The following is a 16,579-nucleotide window of genomic DNA, read 5'->3' as shown; positions in this document are numbered from 1 at the left end:
CCCACTTATTCGCGCCTACGGCGCGTGCGATCAGCTCAAGCCGTCGATGATGGCGTTGAGGGTCTTCGACGGGCGCATCACCTGGGCGACGAGAGCGTCGTCGGGACGGTAGTACCCGCCGATTTCGGCCGGCGACCCCTGCACCGCGATGAGCTCGTCGACGATCTGCTGCTCCTGCGAGCCGAGCGCCTCGGCCACGGGAGCGAAGATCGACGCCAGCTCAGCGTCCGTGGTCTGCGACGCCAGCTCCTGCGCCCAGTACAGCGCCAGGTAGAAGTGGCTGCCGCGGTTGTCGATCGTGCCGAGTGCACGGCCGGGCGACTTGTCGTTCTCGAGGAACGTCCCCGTGGCCGCGTCGAGCGTGTCGGCGAGCACCTGAGCACGCGCGTTGCCCGTCGTGGTCGACAGGTGCTCGAGCGACGCGGCCAGTGCGAAGAACTCGCCCAGGGAGTCCCAGCGCAGGTAGTTCTCCTCGACCAGCTGCTGCACGTGCTTCGGCGCCGAACCGCCCGCGCCGGTCTCGAACAGGCCGCCGCCTGCGAGCAGCGGAACGATCGAGAGCATCTTGGCGCTGGTGCCGACCTCGAGGATCGGGAACAGGTCGGTGAGGTAGTCGCGGAGCACGTTGCCGGTCACCGAGATGGTGTCGAGCCCGTGACGCATGCGCGCGAGGGTGTACCGCGTCGCCTCGGCCGGCGCGAGGATGGTGATCTGCACGCCCGTGGTGTCCAGGAGTGCGAGACCCTGGTGCACCTTGGCGATTAGCTGCGCGTCGTGCGAGCGGTTCACATCGAGCCAGAACACCGCGGGCGAACCGGTCGCGCGCGCACGCGTGACGGCGAGCTTCACCCAGTCCATGACGGCGATGTGCTTGGTCTGCGTCGCGCGCCAGATGTCACCGGTGCCGACTTCGTGCTCGATGAGGACCTCGCCCTCGCCGTCGACGATCTGCACGACGCCGGGCGCTGCGATCTCGAAGGTCTTGTCGTGGCTGCCGTACTCTTCTGCCGCCTGCGCCATGAGGCCCACGTTGGGGACGGTGCCGATCGTTGCCGGGTCGAGCGGACCGTTGGCGATCACGTCGTCGATCACGGCCTGATAGACACCGGCGTACGACGAGTCGGGGATCACAGCGAGCGTGTCGTCTTCGCCACCATCGACGCCCCACAGCTTGCCGCCGTTGCGCACGAGAGCCGGCATCGATGCGTCGACGATCACGTCGGACGGCACGTGCAGATTGGTGATGCCCTTGTCGGAGTTCACGTACGACAGGCGCGGGCCGGCGCCCAGTGCCGCGGTGATCTCCTCAGCGATCGCCTCGCCACCGTCGACGTTCGCCAGGCCCGACAGGATCGAACCGAGCCCGTTGTTCGGCGTGAGGCCAGCCGCCGCGAGCGCGTCACCGTGGCGGGTGAACACGTCGGCGAAGTACGCCTTCACGACGTGACCGAAGATGATCGGGTCGCTGACCTTCATCATCGTCGCCTTGAGGTGCACCGAGTACAGAACGTCCTCGGCCTTCGCCTGCTCGAGGGTCTCGGCCAGGAAGGCGTCGAGAGCGGATGCCGAGAGGAACGTTGCGTCGATGATCTCGCGCGGCAGCACCTTGAGGTTGTCCTTGAGGACCGTGGTGTTGCCGTCGGCGTCGATGTGACGAATCGTGAGGACGTCATCGTGCGCGGCGACCCACGACTTCTCGTTGCTCTTGAAGTCGTCGTGACCCATCGTCGCCACGCGAGTCTTCGAACCATCAGCGAACGGCTTGTTGCGGTGCGGGTGCTTGCGCGCGTAGTTCTTCACCGACAGGGGCGCGCGGCGGTCGCTGTTGCCCTCGCGGAGGACGGGGTTCACCGCCGAGCCCTTGATGCGGTCGTACCGAGCGCGGATGTCCTTCTGCTCAACCGTCGACGCGTCATCGGGGTAATCGGGGACGTCGAAGCCCTGCGCCTGCAGCTCGGCGATCGTCGCCTTGAGCTGAGGGATGGATGCCGAGATGTTCGGCAGCTTGATGATGTTGGCCTCGGGAACCGTGGCGAGACCGCCCAGCTCGGTCAGCGCGTCGCCGACCTGCTGCTCGGGGGTCAATCGCTGCGGGAACGCCGCGAGCACGCGCCCCGCGAGCGAGATGTCACGCGTTTCGACGGACACGCCCGCCTGGCCGGTGTACGCCTCCACAATCGGCAAGAACGAGGCTGTGGCCAGTGCCGGAGCCTCGTCTGTGTAGGTGTAGATGATGGTCGGGTCGGTCATGCGTCGTTCTCCGTTCGCGAGTCGACGTCAAGCCTATCGCAGGCGCGCAGAAAGTATCTTGACGTCAAGATATCTCCGCACATGAAATCCATGTAACGAGACGGCGTTGGCTTACCGTGTCCGGCGGTTCCGGGTTAGCCTGTGGCTATGTCAGAACTTCGGCTGGTCGAACTCTCCGCCTCTACGATCGTGGCGGTCAACAACCTGTCCCTAAAACCCGGACAGGAGCAGTTCTTGGCGCCGGTCAGCTATGGCATCGCCGCAACTGTGGTCAATCCGCAGTCCACGTGGCAGCGCGTCGTGCTCGATGGCGACGAGGTCGTGGGCTTCGTGAGCGCGAATTTTGACGCTGATGACCCGCAGGAAAACTTCCGCTCGGTGCTCTGGCGCATCAACGTCGACGCCGAAGATCAGCGCCGCGGCGTGGGCCGGTTCGCCGTCAAGGCTCTGCTCGAAGAAGCGCGCGAACGCGGCATGGACCACGTCAGCGTGATGTACGAATCCGGCAGCGACGGACCGGGTGCATTCTTCGAAGCCGTAGGCTTCACGCCGGTCGGCGAGACAGAGTACGGTGAGGTCATCGCCGAGGTGCGCCTCTAGCATCCGCGAACACCAGGCCGGCGGCGGGGCCTCGGAATCCCCTCCCCCACCGAGACCTCGTCGCCCTGGGCCGAGCGAGCAACGCGCCCCGCATCTCGGCGCTGCGCGCCCGCCGCGCGGCGCCCCGCGAAACACATCCGAGCGCACCCGGCGGCCGCCCGCCCCCCCGTTACTTTCTTCGTGACCCGTTCAGCGGCCATGCTGGGCGGTGGCAGGCTGCCGGGCTCGGCATGATTGGTCCCCCCTGTTACCCATGATCCGGGGGGTGTTGTCACCGGGCCTGGTTGGCGGTGGGTGATCGCTGATAGGGGCCAGGCCCGAGCACGCTCGAGGCCGTTCGCAACGTGGATGCCGAGACGCACCGCCGCACGCTGTCGAACGCGAGCGAACTGAGGAGCAGGTGGTCACCCAGATCGACAGATACGACCAGGTCGACGTGTTCGTCGGACTCGACGTCGGCAAAGGCGAACACCACGCCGTCGCCCTCAACCGCACCGGCAAGAAGCTCTACGACAAGGCACTGCCCAACGACGAGCAACGCCTCCGCGCCGTGCTCGCGGAACTGCAGACGCACGGGGTCGTGCTGCTGATCGTTGACCAGCCCGCGACCATCGGCGCACTGCCCGTTGCGGTCGCGCAGGCCGCAGGAGCGGTCGTCGGGTATCTGCCGGGGTTGGCGATGCGGCGGATCGCGGACCTGCACCCCGGTGAGGCGAAGACCGACGCACGAGACGCCGCGATCATCGCCGAGACGGCACGCACGATGCCGCACACGCTCCGCTCGATCCAGGTCACGGACGAACAGGTGGCCGAGCTGTCGATGCTCTGCGGGTTCGACGACGACCTCGCCGCGCAGATCACCCAGGTCGGCAACCGCATCCGCGGACTGCTCACCCAGATTCACCCCGCGCTGGAACGCGTCATCGGTCCGCGGCTGGATCACCCCGCGATCCTCGACCTGCTGCAGCGCTGGCCGTCACCGGCCGAGCTACGCGCGGCGGGTGAGAAGCGGATCGCGACGCGCATGCTGAAGCTCGCGCCTCGCAAGGGCAGGGATTGGGCGCACGAAATCATCACCGCGCTAGACCAGCAGACGGTCGTCGTGACCGGCACGAACGCGGCCGCGCTGGTGCTCCCGCGGCTCGCCGCCCAGATCGCGACGCTTCGACGCCAGCGGGACGAGGTCGCGGCGGAGGTCGAGAAGCTGGTCGATGCGCACCCTCTTCAACCCGTCCTGACGAGCATGCCCGGAGTCGGCGTCAGGACCGCAGCCAGACTCCTCACCGAAGTCGTAGGCAAACACTTCCCCACCGCCGGCCACCTCGCCGCCTACGCCGGCCTCGCACCCGTCACCCGAAGATCGGGCACGTCGATCCGAGGTGAGTACTCATCGAGGCGCGGGAACAAGATCCTCAAGAACGCAATGTTCCTCTCCGCATTCGCCGCACTCCGCGACCCCGAATCGCGCGCCTACTACGACCGCAAGATCAGCCAAGGCAAACGTCACAACCAGGCGCTCCTCGCCCTCGCGAGACGACGCTCCGACGTCCTCTACGCCATGCTCCGGGACGGCGCCCTCGACCAAGCACCGCAGGCGGTCGCCGCCTAAGTTCGTGACCGGCGGGGGTCAGTCACCCGAGCTCGGCGGCAGCACATCCTCGTCCGGCCGAACCACGATGGTGTCCAATCGCGGGTCGGCATGCACGCGCCGCACACGAGCGATGTCACCGGCGAGGATCAGCGAATCCGGATACAGATGCGTTCCCCATGCGATGGTGCCGTCCTCATCCCACGCGAACTCCGGAACCCGCTCACCCACAAGAAGGTCGTCCCGACGCAGCACCGCAGGAAAGAAGTCGTTGCCAAAAACGCGAACGGGGTCGTTCGTGAACGGGTTCCCCGCGTAACCCATCCACCGAAGCGACATCAACTCAGCGTCACCGACCGCTTCTGAGAGACCCTCAACCGTCGCCGCGTCCAGTTCGCCCCGACATGAGACCAGATCACGGATCTCTGGACGCTCCTCCGCATTTCGCTCGACAACGTCCCACCAATCCAGCGACGCCAACTCCTCATCGAGCGCGACATACTCCGACCACCGCACGGTCGACCCATCGTGGTCTCCCCACATCGGAAGCAGGATCCGCACCATCGGCAGGCCACGATGCGACTCCGGGATGAACTCGCGAGCAAGCCGCCCATACCCCTCACTCGCGATCAACGCGCTCTGGCTCGTCATGCAACCGAGGCTAAACCTTGAGCCACCGCCCGCACGCACAGCAGCCTGAATGGTCGCATTCCACTTGACGAAGGACATAGGGGCACCCCCCCCGCCGCGAAACACACTCCCTGCGCTGAGACACGGCGTCGGCCGCATTGTCTGGGCGCAGGGGGTGTGTCTCACCGAACGAGGCGGCGCAGGAAGCGTGTCTCACCGAGCGAGGCGGCGCAGGGGGCGTGTCTCACCACGCGCGCACGCGCACGCAGCGTGTCTCAACGCGCGCCGACGCCCACCCGCCCGCAACGAGCGCCCGGGCGCGGGCTACACCAGCGAGTCCTGCCAGGCGGCGTGAAGCTGCGCGAACTTGCCGTCGCCGGCGATGAGCGCCTCGGGGGTGTCGTCCTCGATGATGCGCCCGTGCTCCATCACCAGCACGCGGTCGGCGATCGCCACCGTTGACAGACGGTGCGCGATGATGATCGCCGTGCGGTCGGCCAGCAGCGTCTGCAATGCGTCCTGGATCATCCGCTCGCTCGGCATGTCGAGCGATGCCGTCGCCTCGTCGAGGATCAGCACAGCCGGGTCGGCGAGGAACGCCCGCGCGAACGAGATGAGCTGGCGCTGCCCCGCCGACACACGACCACCGCGCTTGTTCACGTCGGTCGCGTAGCCGTCCGGAAGCGCCTCGATGAACGCGTCGGCGCCCACCGCACGTGCCGCAGCCTTGATCTCGTCGAGCGTGGCATCCGGCTTTCCGAAGGCGATGTTGTCGGCGACCGTGCCGCTGAACAGGTACGCCTCCTGCGTGACCATGACGATCGCGCGACGCAGATCCTTCGGGTGCATCGACCGCAAATCGACGCCGTCGAGTGACACCGACCCGCGGGTGGGGTCGTAGAAGCGCGACACCAGCTTGGCGAGCGTCGATTTGCCGGCGCCCGTCGTGCCCACCAGGGCGATCGTCTGCCCCGCGGGGATGTCGAGCGAGAAGTCGGGCAGGATTATGCGGTCATCCGAGTACCCGAACAGCACGTCGTCGAACCGCACGTTGCCGCGCGCGGTCCACAGGTCGACCGGCTCGCTCGGGTCGGCGACGGTGGGTTCCTCTTCGAGGACGCCCGACACCTTCTCGAGCGCCGCGGTCGCGGACTGGTACGAGTTGAGGAAGAACGCGACCTCTTGCAGGGGCGCGAAGAAGTTCCGCACGTACAGCACCGCGGCCAGCAGCGTACCGACCATAATTCCGCCATCGACGACGCGGATTCCTCCCCACAGCACGACCAGTGCGACAGAGACGGATGCCACGGCCATGAGCCCCGGCTCGAAGGTGCCGAACAGTCGGATCGAGCGCATGTTGACGTCGCGGTACTGCAGCGAGAGGTCGCCGAACTCGTCGTCGTTGCGCTCCTCCTTGCGGAAGGCCTTGACCGCGCGGATGCCCGTCATCGTTTCGACGAACTTGACGATCACCTGGGCGCTGATCACGCGCGACTCGCGGTACACCACCTGCGAGCGCAGGTAGAACCACCGCATCAGGAAGAACAGCGGGATGCCCATGATCACGAGGATGAGGCCCGACTGCACATCGAGCAGCAACAGGGCCACCAGCGTGAAACCGCCGTACAGCAGACCCGACACCAGCTCGTTGAGGCCACCGTCGAGCAGTTCGCGGATCGTGTCGAGGTCGCTCGTCTGACGCGAGATGATGCGCCCCGACGTGTACGACTCATGGAACTCGAGGCTGAGGCGCTGCGTGTGCAAGAAGATGCGCTTGCGCAGGTCGAGCATGATCGCCTGGGTGAGGCGGGCCGTGACGACGACGTACCAACCGATGAGTCCAGCCCCACCGAGGGCTGTCACGAGGTACACGGCGACCACGCCGATCGTGGGCAGCCAGTCCATGCGATCGACGGCGGCGGGCAAGGCCGTGTTGATGCCGTAAGCGATCAGCGCGGGGCCCGCGACCCGCAGAGCGGTCGAGACGACGAGCACGATCCCTGCGAGCCACAGCTGCGCGTGCACGGGACGGATGAGGGACCCGAGCAGGCGCAGCGAGCGCCGGCGGATCGCCTTGCTCTCCTCGCGCGTGTAGTCGGAGCGGTCTTCGCCGCTGGTTCCGGTGACAGTGGTGCTCACAGGTTCACCTCCCTCTCCCGCATGCGGGTCTGTTCATCTTCGAGACTCGAGATCACGTGCCGGTAGTGCGCGCTCGTGCGCAGCAGCTCGGCGTGGGGCCCGACGGCGGTGACCTTACCGGCCTCGAGCAGCGCAACACGGTCGGCGAGCATCACCGTCGACGGACGGTGCGCCACGACCAGCGCGGTGGTGTCCTTCAGCACTTCGCGCAGGGCGTCCTCCACGAGCGCCTCGGTGTCGACGTCGAGGGCCGACAGCGGGTCGTCGAGCACGAGTACTGCCGGCCTCGCGGCGACCGCTCGCGCCAGCGCGAGGCGCTGACGCTGGCCACCCGACAGGCTCATGCCCTCTTCGCCGATGATCGTGTCGACGCCGTCGGGCAGGTCGTCGACGAAGCCCGCCTGCGCGACGGCAAGCGCCTCACGCAGGACGGCGTCTGCCTCGGCACTGCCCGGGGCGAGGTCCTCGCGACCGAGCAGCACGTTGTCGCGCACGCTCTGCGAGAACAGCGTGGCGTCTTCGAACGCCATCCCGATGTGGGTGCGCAGTTCCTTCAGCGTGAGGTCGCGCACGTCGACGCCGTCGAGCGTCACGCGCCCGCCGGTCACGTCGTAGAGGCGAGTGGGCAGAGTGGTGAGCGTCGTCTTGCCGCTTCCGGTGAGACCCACGAGCGCCATCGTCTCGCCCGGTCGAAGCGCCAAGTCGATGCCGTCGAGCAGATCCCGCTCGTTGGCAGCGGCATCCTGGTACCGGAAGTGTGCGCCCTCGAACACCAACTCTCCGCGCGGGTGCGCGATCGAGACGGGGTCGACGGCGTCGACGATGTGGTTCTCCTCGTCGAACACGTCAAAGATGCGGTCCGTCGCCGTGCGGGCATCCAGCAGGAACGAGAACAGGAATCCGATGGATTCCATGGGCCAGCGCAGCACGGTTGCCATGGCGAAGAAGGCGATGAGCTCATCGACGCCGAGCTGCCCCGCTGCGGCGAGGTACACACCCGCACCCAGACACAGCGCGAAGGCGATGTCGGGCAGCAGGACCAGCCAGAACCAGATCCTGCCGACCGCGCGGGCCTTGCTGATCTCGGTCTCGCGCAACGTCTCGGCCTGCGCGGTGAACTTCCGCAGCGCGTGCTTACCCCGACCGAACGCCTTGAGAACGCGGATGCCGTGCACGCTCTCTTCGACCGAGGTCGCCAAGTCACCGGCCTGGTCTTGGCTCTGTCGCGCGAGCGTGCCGTATCGCTTCTCGAAGCGGTACCCCGCGTACCACAGGGGTGCAGAAGTGACGAGGAAGATGGTGCCGAGCAGCCAGTGCCAGCGGAAGAGTAGAACTGTTCCGACGACGATCGTGAGCACGTTCACGACGAGCAGCACGAGGCCGAAGGCGAGCCAGCGGCGCAGCATGCTGATGTCTTGCATCATGCGGCTGAGCAGCTGGCCCGACTGCCAGCGGTCGTGGAACGCGACCGGCAGTCGCTGCAGCCGCTGGTAGAACGTGTGGCGCAGGTCGTACTCGACCATCGTCGCGGGTCCAAGCACGAAGAAGCGGCGCAACCACACCATGAGCGCTTCGGCGAGTCCGAGCGCCAGCACGCCAGCGGCACCCCACGCGATCGCGGCGGGGTCGCCGGATGCGATCGGGCCGCCGACGATCGCCTCGAGAACGAGAGGGATTGCGAGGGCGAGCAGGCTGGCTGCCAGGGCGCTCGCGGCACCGAGCCCGAGGCGCGGCAGGACGGGCTTGGCGAAGGGAATCAGCCGCGCGAGCGCGCGCGGAGTCGAGAGTCTGGGGCGAGAAGAGTCAGTAGTGGTCATGATCCTTGTGGGAGCCGAGATGACGAGGGTGCGAGCGGCAGTGTGCCCGCGGTGAGCGCGGCGACAAGAGAGCCGCCCGCAGAAGAGAACGTTGAGGAGCCGGCGTTATGCCGGAAGCGTGGACCGAATCGAGCGCGTCAGATCAGTGACGCGGGAAAGGGCGACGCGTCCCGGTCCCACCGAGGATGACAGCGGTCTTTGCGACGAGAGCGACCTGGAACATGGCATCCTCCTGAGAGTGAGAGCGGACGGGGCCGCGCGATCCCCCACGAGGGTTGATCGCGACAGCCCTCCAGCCTAGACCTGAGTATTCGCTGAGTGCAAGAAAGAAGTTCGGGATGCCGCGCCCGCCCCTCCTCCCCCGTAGCCGGACTACGGTGAGGCGATGAGCGAACGCGCGTATGACCTCATCGTGATCGGCGCGGGAGCGGTGGGCGAGAACGTCGCCGACCGCGCCGTGCAGGGCGGACTGTCGACCGTCATCGTCGAAGCAGAACTCGTCGGCGGCGAATGCTCGTACTGGGCGTGCATGCCGTCCAAGGCGCTCCTGCGCAGCGGCGCAGCGCTACGAGCGGCGCGTGACGTTGACGGCGCGAAGCAGCCCGTCACGGGGGCCCTCGACGTCGCCGGAGTGTTGCGCAGACGCGATGCGGTGACGCACGAATGGAATGATTCGTCGCAGGTGGAGTGGCTGAGCGGTGCCGGCATCGACCTTGTGCGCGGCCACGCCGAGATCACCGGGGACAAGCGCGTGCGGGTACGAGCAGAGGATGGCACCGTGACCGACCTCATCGCGCGGCACGCGGTGGCCGTCGCGACCGGTTCGGCCGCGCTTCTTCCCGACATCCCCGGGCTCGCCGAGATCGGCCCCTGGACGAGCCGCGAAGCGACGAGCGCCCGCGAGGTGCCGGCGTCGCTGGCGATCGTCGGCGGTGGGGTCGTCGCCGTCGAGATGGCCACCGCCTACGCGAGCCTGGGTTCGACGGTCTCGGTGATCGCGCGGTCAGCGTTGCTGGGCGGTATGGAACCCTTCGCGGGCGAGCGGGTGGCGGCATCCCTCACCGAATCCGGCGTGCAGGTGCGCACGGGCGTCACCGTTGCATCGGCGGCACCCGCAGCCAATGCGTCCGAAGGATCCGCGACGCTGACACTGTCGGATGGCTCCGAGATCACCGCCGAGAAGGTCCTGGTGGCGACGGGGCGCACGCCGCGCACGGGCGACCTGGGGCTTGAGAACATCGACCTCACCCCCGGCGACTGGCTGAGCGTCGACGACACGATGCTCGTCGACGGGACCGACTGGCTGTACGCGGTGGGCGACGTCAATCATCGAGCCCTGCTGACGCACCAGGGCAAGTACCAGGCCCGCGCCGCCGGTGACGCCATCGCCGCCCGAGCGAAGGGTGACCCCGTCGACGACGCGCGATGGGGTGCCCACGTGGCAACGGCCGATCACGCGCACGTGCCGCAGGTGACCTTCACCGATCCCGAAGTCGCGTCGGTCGGGCTCACGGCCGATGCCGCGCGGGAGGCAGGGCTCAGCATCCGAGTGATCGACTACGACCTGTCGTGGATTGCGGGAGCGAGCACCCACTCCGATGACTACCAGGGCATGTCGCGTGCCGTCTTCGACGAGGATCGCGGGGTGCTGGTGGGTGCCACGTTCGTCGGCCCCGATGTGGCCGAGCTGCTGCACTCGGCGACCATCGCGATCGTCGGCGAGGTGCCGGTCGAACGCCTGTGGCACGCCGTGCCGCCCTACCCCACGGTCAGCGAGGTGTGGTTGCGCTGGCTCGAAGCGTACGGCCGGCCCTGAGCCCCTCAGCGCTCAGCCCTCAGACCAGCGCGTGGCCGCTCTCGCGGTCGAGGAGCGCTCGCTTCACCTCGACGCCCCACGCGAATCCGCCGAGCGCTCCCCCGGTGCGCAGCACCCGGTGGCAGGGAACGAACAGCGCGGGCGCGTTCTTTGCACAGATGGATGCCGCGGCCCGCACCGCGTTCGCAGACCCCAGTGCGGCGGCGAACTCCGCGTACGTGAGCGGGTGCCCGGGCTGAATTCGTCGCAATGCCTCCCAGCCGGCGCGCTGCATGTCGGTGCCTCCCTGCTCGACTCGCACCGTGTCGATGGCCGCGAGGTCGCCGGCGTAATACGCGGCGACGGCGGACGCGGCATCCGTCTCCCCCTCGCGCACGGTGTCAGGGCGCAGGGCCGGCCGGATGCGCGCGAGCACCGCGTCGGGGTCAGCCGACCAACCCGAGGCAAGTACCGCGCCCGTCGAGTCGGCGATGAGGGTGAATGCGCCGTCCGGGGTCTCGATCGTCTGCAGAGTCGCGGCAGTCATGGGGCCTCCTCGAAGAGTGTGGGGTCAGAAGCGGGTATGGATGCCGCGGCCGGGCGCTGCGCGGATCGGTTTCGCGGCGCGCGCACGGGCGCGTTGCGCCACAGGTGCGCGGTCATGTAGCTGCGCCACGGGGCGGTGCGCGCGGCCCATTCGCCGAACGGCTTCGGTTCGGAGGGGATGCCGCACGCAGCAGCGCCCGCGCGCACGGCGACATCGCCCGGCAGCGTCACGTCGGGGTCGCCGAGCACACGCATGCGCACGTAGTCGGCGGTCCACGGGCCGATGCCCGGCATTGCCAGGAGAGCCGCACGTTGCTCGGCGGAATCGTCGCCGGTGGTCAGGGTCAGGGTGCCATCGGCGAGCGCGGCCGCCGCTCCTGCGATCGCCCGGATGCGCGCCGCCGGGCCACGGAGCACCTGGTGCCCACGCTCGGCGATGGCGGCCATCGTCGGGAAGAGCCGCTCATTCTCGAAGCCCTCTACCGGCGCGCCGAGCGTATCCGTGAGTACCGTGAGCGCGGTGCGTGCCGCCGCGACCGTGATCTGCTGCCCGATCATGGCGCGGATCAGCATCTCGTGCGGGTCGGCCGCCCCGGGCACGCGGATGCCCGGGACGCGCGCCACCGACGCGGTGAGTTCTGGATGCCGCGCCAGCGCGCCGTCGACAGCGAGCGGGTCCGCGTCAAGGTCGAACAGGCGACGCGCGCGTGTGACGAGCACCGGGAGGTCTCGCATGTGCGTGACCTTCGCACGCAGGCGTACTCGCTCGTCCGCGCCGATGCGGATCTCGAACCACGCCGGGCCGCCGTCCAACAGCAGCGTCCGCGCGAAGCTCTCGTCGGTCGCCGTCTCTACCCCGGCGACGGCGCGAGCAGACATCCACGCGAAGATCCCCCGCGCGTCGAGCGGACCACGATGAGGCAACGTGAGGTTGATCGCTCCCGGCGCGAGTTCTGACGCAATAGGTGTCGCGTGCCGCATCGACCGGCGCGCGCGCAGATCGAGGGGCGTCATGTCGAAGACCTCACGCACGGTTTCGTTGAACTGGCGAACACTGGCGAAACCGGCCGAGAAGGCGACGTCGGCGGCCGGCATGTCTGTTCCGACGAGCAGCATGCGCGCCGTGTGCGCGCGATGCGCGCGGGCAAGCGCCAACGGGCCGGCCCCGAGTTCGGCGGTGAGCACGCGCGTAAGGTGGCGCGTCGAATAGCCGAGGCGCCGCGCCAGCCCGGGAACCCCCTCGCGCTCGACCACACCATCGGCGATGAGGCGCATCGCTCGGCCCGCAGTATCGCCGCGCAGATTCCACTGTGGTGACCCCGGGGCAGCCTCGGGCAGGCAACGCTTGCAGGCGCGGTAGCCGGCTTCGTGCGCGGCCGCGCTCGTCGGGTAGAAGGTCACGTTCGACGGCTTGGGTGTGCGGGCCGGGCAGCTCGGGCGACAGTAGATGTGCGTCGAGGCGACCGCCGTCACGAACTGGCCGTCGAAGCGAGCGTCGCGCGCATCGATGGCGCGGTACCGCTCGTCGAAGGTCATGCTCGGGATGCTCACACCCCTAGACTGACACGCCTTCCGCGCGCTGGCTCGCGGAAATCGGACATCACTGCGCGGGATAGAACCCCGAACGACCTTCCGGCGCGAGGGTCAAGGCGAGCTGCCCGAGCTCGGTTTCGAGCGCACGCGTCGCGGTGTCGTGATCAATCTTGTTCTGCGACTCCAGCCGCCGGATCGCTTCATCGCGAGCCGCGCGGATGCGTAGTTTGACCGAATCGTCGATCTCGCGCACGCTCCACTCGAGGTTCTCCAACGGATTCTGCGGACCGTTCTTCGATGCCGAGCCGCGGACCCACTTCACGATGAAGATCACGAGGTCCGCCACCACGGGGAGCAGCCACAAGAGCGACGCGTCGACCTCGGCGTCGTACCGACCCGTCGCGACTGCGCTGAGAGTGATGGCGATCGTGACCGCTGCGGGAACGACGTGGACCAGGCTGACGCGGCGCACGACATTCATGGCGATCGCTCGCGGCCTCCGGGCCTCCGTCACAAGATCGGGCACGGTGACCAGAAGGCTCACCAGCGTCATCACCGCGGCAAATACCAAAGGAAGAGAACCCTCGTCGACGAAGAACCAGCGCAACATCCACGCGGCGCCCACGGTCGGCGCCGCAACAGCCACGATGTACGCCAGGGTCTGCAGGCATCCACCCACCGACGGGCGTCCACCGTACTCGGTTGTCCACGCCGCCTTCGGCCCGAGCATCGCAAGCTGGAGCTGAGCGTTGGGTGCGTCATCGAACGAGCGCAGTTCGAGACGCCACCACTCGTCCGTTCCCCATGTGTCAGCTTCGTCAACCAACGGGTTCAGCGGGCGCGCACTCACGCGAGCCATCTTTCCATGGGCGTGCGAACGACTCAGTCCTTCGCGAGAGACGAGCGGATGCGCACCCAGAGCGGATCCGCCTCGGACGCGCCGGAAACGAGCGTGATGACTCCACCCATCTGGCCGATCCCGCACGCGAGGGCGATGAACCCAGCAACGAGCATCGAGGCAGAGAACCCGTCGAAGTTCCCCTCCACCATGTCGCGTATGGCGGGGGCGATGCCGAAGAGCGACAGAAGGACAGCGAGCGTCGCCGTGATGTTGCGAACGAGAATGCGCGGCTCAAGGTTGATCGTCCTCGCGGTGACCCAGCCGGCCCCCGTCCGCTGCCGCCCGCCGAGGATGTACGGCGCCCTCATCCACTGCTTCGCAGCCCTGGTGAGAGCGCGACCCGACTGCCACAGGCGGACCAACAGCACAGCGGATGCGAGAGTGATCGCCCACGCCACCACAAGAATCACGATGTCGATCACTCCCACCGGAGGACCCGGCTCGAGCATCGCGCCGATCAGTCCGACCCCGAAGAATGCCCCGAGGATCGCCCCCGTGAAACCGAGGAGTCCCAGCCCCAGACGGGCCCAGCGCTCATAGTCCGCACGCAATTGCCCGACCGCGCGGTCAGCCGAGTGCGTATCGGCTTCGGCAACCGGTCCTGCCAGGTAGGCACGGGAGTCGTCGAGGATGAGCGGAATAGCCATACCCGCAACGCTACGCGCTGTGAGTCTGCGCGTCGGACAGATCTGGCGGCTCGACCCCCTCGGGGAGGACGTGCGTCGTGAGGAGAGCGAACGCGGTTTGCAGGGCGAGTTCCGCGCGCCGCTCGGGATCAGAGCACACGCCCATCACCATGACGCTGCCCGCATCGCCCACCAGTCGCATCTCCCCCACACTGATGACGACGTCACTGCCACCGACGTTCTGCACACCGCTGGATACCGTGCCCACTCGGCCGTCGGGTGCCGTGAAGGTCTCAGCAACCGAATCCTGACCGAACCGCGCCAAGGGGAAGAAGCGATGGAACTCGGATGCTTCGCCTCGGCCCTGCGTGGCCAGCACAGCGTTGGTGCAGAGAAACGTGACAGCGGGTCGGTCACCGGGGGTGATCATCACACCCGCGAAATCGAACGCGGAGCCACCGAACGCGGCCACCCCCGAACGGAATCCATCGATGATCGCAGACCGCGCCTCATCCGGCATCCACCCCTCGGCGGAGGTCAGGTACCACTCGAGCCACTCGTCGGGGGTGCGGTCACCGAACGCCGTGAACTCGATCCAGCCCTGCGGCAGTCGCTGCCATACACGGTGCGGCGCGGCACCCTCGGCCATGACATCACTCACGCGCGCAGCTCCTCATCCGTCTTCGGACCGTCACCGCGCACCGTGTTCGTCACCCGCTCGCGCAGGTTCTCCCACGGGCCACCCAAGCTCTCGATGAAGCTCTGTGAGTCATCCACCGCACCCTTGGCGGTGTTCGTCATCCAGTACGTGTTCGCCACCATGTTCTGCATGTTGACGTTCAACGCCACGGTCAGCGAGCCAGCAGCTGCGCCGCCGCCTCCGGCCATCGCCGGGGTCATGCCCTGGATGGTGGGGAGGAGAACCTGTCCACCTGGGCCGATCAAGGTCTTCGCGGCCACCCCGAGCAGACCACCTGCGGCGAGGCCGACGGCTCCCACCGCAAACTCTTGCCAGGAACCGCGCCCCGTCAGCGCCTGCAGTCCGTCGATCGCGACGAGCGCGATCGAGATCCCCAGAGCGATGGGGCCCAGCGCAGGGATGAAGATGGACAGGATCGCGATGATCGGCAACGCAGCTCGAAGGATGTCTTCGAGGATGGGAACGACGTTGTCCATCATCCAGTTGCCGAAGTCAGCCAGGCCGCTGCCGATGTCGCTCAGGAAGTTCGAGAAGCGGTTGCCCTTGTAGTCCGCCAGGATGCTGCCCGCATCGTTCAGCGCATGCGCGGCCGCGCTGGCGTCGTCGTCCACTTCGAGCTTCAGAAGGCGGGCCTCGCCACGGATGTCTTCGAGTTCGCCCTGCGCCGAGTTCAGCGCGGCGAAGGCGTTCGACACGGCATCCGGGTCGGCATCTTCGTCATCTCGATGGCGCAGAGCGGCGGCGTGAGAGCTCTCACACGACGAGATACGGGTCGTGGCGGCCTGTGCACGCTCGGCCAGCGTCGCAGCCCGCTGCTGGTAGCCGGCGAGCTGGGTTGACCACGTGCGCAATGCATTGCGAGAGGTCCGCAGCGCTTCGCCGGTGTCGGCCAAGTGCGGGCGGAAGTCTTCGCTCATCGTGGCGCGGAACGCCGTGGCCGACTGCCCCACCCACGCGGCGTCGTCATCACCATCGAACATCGCGAGGGCGTCATCGACACCGTCGCATCCGGCCGTCAACGAGTCGACATACCCGTCAAGCACACCCACATCGCCGGGGGCGGGATCAAACCCGAGCGCAGAGAAGTCGGTCACGCAGACTTCCCTCCCTCGCCGGTCATACTGGCGCCGAGTTCGGAGTCGAGCCCTTGGAATGCTTCGAGGATGCCCTCAAGTCCCGCGCCGGCATCTTCGGCGTACTCAGCGAGCTTCTTCGCGCCCCGGCCCCACGAGCCGTGGAGGTCCTCCAGCTTGCCTCGAAGATCGCTCTGCGCGACCGCCGAACCCGACACGTCGGACAGGCTCCTCGTGGCGCCTTCGAGCATGCTGCGCATGTTCTTGTACGCGGTCTTGCTCGCCGCGATCGCGGCGTAGTCGATGCTGACATCGGGCATCGCGAAACTCCTTCGGAAACGACTGACCGGGCGCCGCGCAGAGGGCGCCCGGTCAGACCAC

General features: G+C 67.7%; 14 protein-coding genes. 3 read left to right on the top strand and 11 right to left on the bottom strand.

The genetic code is table 11. The features are described from left to right. Window positions 1-30: 30 nt before the first annotated feature. A complete protein-coding gene (locus ON062_RS12610; protein WP_274647505.1) occupies window positions 31-2,250 on the bottom strand; it encodes an NADP-dependent isocitrate dehydrogenase in 2,220 nt (739 codons plus the stop codon). 147 nt (window positions 2,251-2,397) lie between these two features. Between ON062_RS12610 and ON062_RS12605 the strand changes: the two genes are divergently transcribed. Continuing rightward, a complete protein-coding gene (locus ON062_RS12605) occupies window positions 2,398-2,850 on the top strand; it encodes a GNAT family N-acetyltransferase (protein WP_274647504.1) in 453 nt (150 codons plus the stop codon). A gap of 412 nt (window positions 2,851-3,262) precedes the next feature. After that, the gene (locus tag ON062_RS12600; RefSeq protein WP_274647527.1) at window positions 3,263-4,459 is read left to right on the top strand and encodes an IS110 family transposase; all 1,197 of its coding nucleotides are present in this window, start codon (window positions 3,263-3,265) and stop codon (window positions 4,457-4,459) included. Window positions 4,460-4,477: 18 nt separating this feature from the next. Here ON062_RS12600 and ON062_RS12595 read toward each other — a convergent pair whose 3' ends face one another. The 3 genes from ON062_RS12595 to ON062_RS12585 form a co-directional block, all read right to left on the bottom strand. Beyond that, complete coding sequence (locus ON062_RS12595; protein ID WP_274647503.1) at window positions 4,478-5,089, bottom strand: hypothetical protein; 612 nt, start codon at window positions 5,087-5,089, stop codon at window positions 4,478-4,480. 303 nt (window positions 5,090-5,392) lie between these two features. Beyond that, the gene (locus tag ON062_RS12590) at window positions 5,393-7,207 is read right to left on the bottom strand and encodes an ABC transporter ATP-binding protein (protein ID WP_274647502.1); all 1,815 of its coding nucleotides are present in this window, start codon (window positions 7,205-7,207) and stop codon (window positions 5,393-5,395) included. Continuing rightward, window positions 7,204-9,024 (bottom strand): ABC transporter ATP-binding protein, encoded by a 1,821-nt coding sequence (locus tag ON062_RS12585; protein WP_274647501.1) that lies wholly within the window; start codon window positions 9,022-9,024, stop codon window positions 7,204-7,206. Before ON062_RS12585 ends, ON062_RS12590 begins: the two co-directional genes overlap by 4 nt. A 385-nt stretch (window positions 9,025-9,409) precedes the next feature. Here ON062_RS12585 and ON062_RS12580 point away from each other — a divergent pair, with 385 nt between their 5' ends. Continuing rightward, on the top strand, window positions 9,410-10,840 hold the full coding sequence (locus ON062_RS12580; protein WP_274647500.1) for an NAD(P)/FAD-dependent oxidoreductase: 1,431 nt from the start codon (window positions 9,410-9,412) through the stop codon (window positions 10,838-10,840). Window positions 10,841-10,859: 19 nt separating this feature from the next. Here the strand turns inward: ON062_RS12580 and ON062_RS12575 are convergent, their stop codons facing one another. The 7 genes from ON062_RS12575 to ON062_RS12545 form a co-directional block, all read right to left on the bottom strand. Next, window positions 10,860-11,366 carry a methylated-DNA--[protein]-cysteine S-methyltransferase gene (locus ON062_RS12575; protein WP_274647499.1) on the bottom strand — a complete coding sequence of 169 codons (507 nt, stop codon included), beginning with the start codon at window positions 11,364-11,366 and terminating at the stop codon, window positions 10,860-10,862. After that, window positions 11,363-12,901: an AlkA N-terminal domain-containing protein gene (locus ON062_RS12570; protein ID WP_274647526.1), complete on the bottom strand. Its 1,539-nt coding sequence runs from the start codon at window positions 12,899-12,901 to the stop codon at window positions 11,363-11,365. Before ON062_RS12570 ends, ON062_RS12575 begins: the two co-directional genes overlap by 4 nt. Before the next feature lie 64 nt (window positions 12,902-12,965). Next, window positions 12,966-13,748, bottom strand: coding sequence for a hypothetical protein (locus ON062_RS12565; RefSeq protein ID WP_274647498.1), 783 nt, complete (start codon window positions 13,746-13,748; stop codon window positions 12,966-12,968). 32 nt (window positions 13,749-13,780) lie between these two features. Further along, window positions 13,781-14,446 carry a hypothetical protein gene (locus ON062_RS12560; protein ID WP_274647497.1) on the bottom strand — a complete coding sequence of 222 codons (666 nt, stop codon included), beginning with the start codon at window positions 14,444-14,446 and terminating at the stop codon, window positions 13,781-13,783. A 10-nt stretch (window positions 14,447-14,456) separates the two neighbouring features. Next, a complete protein-coding gene (locus tag ON062_RS12555) occupies window positions 14,457-15,086 on the bottom strand; it encodes a hypothetical protein (protein ID WP_274647496.1) in 630 nt (209 codons plus the stop codon). Then, window positions 15,083-16,219: a hypothetical protein gene (locus tag ON062_RS12550; protein ID WP_274647495.1), complete on the bottom strand. Its 1,137-nt coding sequence runs from the start codon at window positions 16,217-16,219 to the stop codon at window positions 15,083-15,085. Before ON062_RS12550 ends, ON062_RS12555 begins: the two co-directional genes overlap by 4 nt. After that, window positions 16,216-16,518: a hypothetical protein gene (locus ON062_RS12545; protein WP_274647494.1), complete on the bottom strand. Its 303-nt coding sequence runs from the start codon at window positions 16,516-16,518 to the stop codon at window positions 16,216-16,218. Before ON062_RS12545 ends, ON062_RS12550 begins: the two co-directional genes overlap by 4 nt. Between the last annotated feature and the right edge of the window lie 61 nt (window positions 16,519-16,579).

It is taken from the genome of Microbacterium sp. C7(2022) (assembly GCF_028823665.1).
Taxonomy (GTDB): domain Bacteria; phylum Actinomycetota; class Actinomycetes; order Actinomycetales; family Microbacteriaceae; genus Microbacterium.
Note: the sequence above shows the minus strand (reverse complement) of the source record. Positions and strands in the feature narration are given on the sequence as shown.